The organism is Streptomyces sp. AC627_RSS907, from assembly GCF_019049165.1.
The window spans coordinates 1-571 of the sequence record NZ_JAGMUE010000915.1; the positions used below are offsets into that span (position 1 = coordinate 1).

Sequence of the window (571 nt, forward strand, 5' to 3'; positions counted from 1 at the left end):
ACCCCGTCCTGGTCGAAGAAGGGCAGCGGCTGGTTGCCGAGCAGCTTGAGCTGCCCGGTCTGGCCCATGTCGGGCAGCCCGGCGGCCTTGACCAGGCCGTGCGCCACGTCGATGCGGAAGCCGTCGATGCCGAGGTCGAGCCAGAACCGCAGGATGGTGCGGAACTCGTCGTGGACGGCGGGGTGGTCCCAGTTGAAGTCGGGCTGCTGCGGCGCGAACAGGTGCAGGTACCACTCGCCCGGGGTGCCGTCGGGGTTGGTGGTGCGGGTCCAGGCGGGCCCGCCGAAGATGGACTCCCAGTCGTTGGGCGGCAGATGTCCGTCCGCCCCCTTGCCGGCCCGGAAGTGGAAGCGGTTCCGCAGCGCGGAGCCCGGCCCCTCGCGCAGCGCCCGCCGGAACCAGGCGTGCTGATCGGAGCAGTGGTTGGGCACCAGGTCCACGATCACCCGCAGCCCGAGCCGGTGGGCCTCGTCGATGACGGCCTCGGCGTCGGCCAGGGTGCCGAACATGGGGTCGATGGCGCGGTAGTCCGCCACGTCGTAGCCGGCGTCGGCCTGCGGCGAGGCGTAGC

1 protein-coding gene is annotated in these 571 nt (G+C 72.2%); it reads right to left on the reverse strand.

From position 1 onward, the window contains the following. On the reverse strand, positions 1 to 571 hold a 571-nt coding region (locus tag KUM32_RS39435; protein ID WP_254406746.1), incomplete at both ends, for an alpha-amylase family glycosyl hydrolase.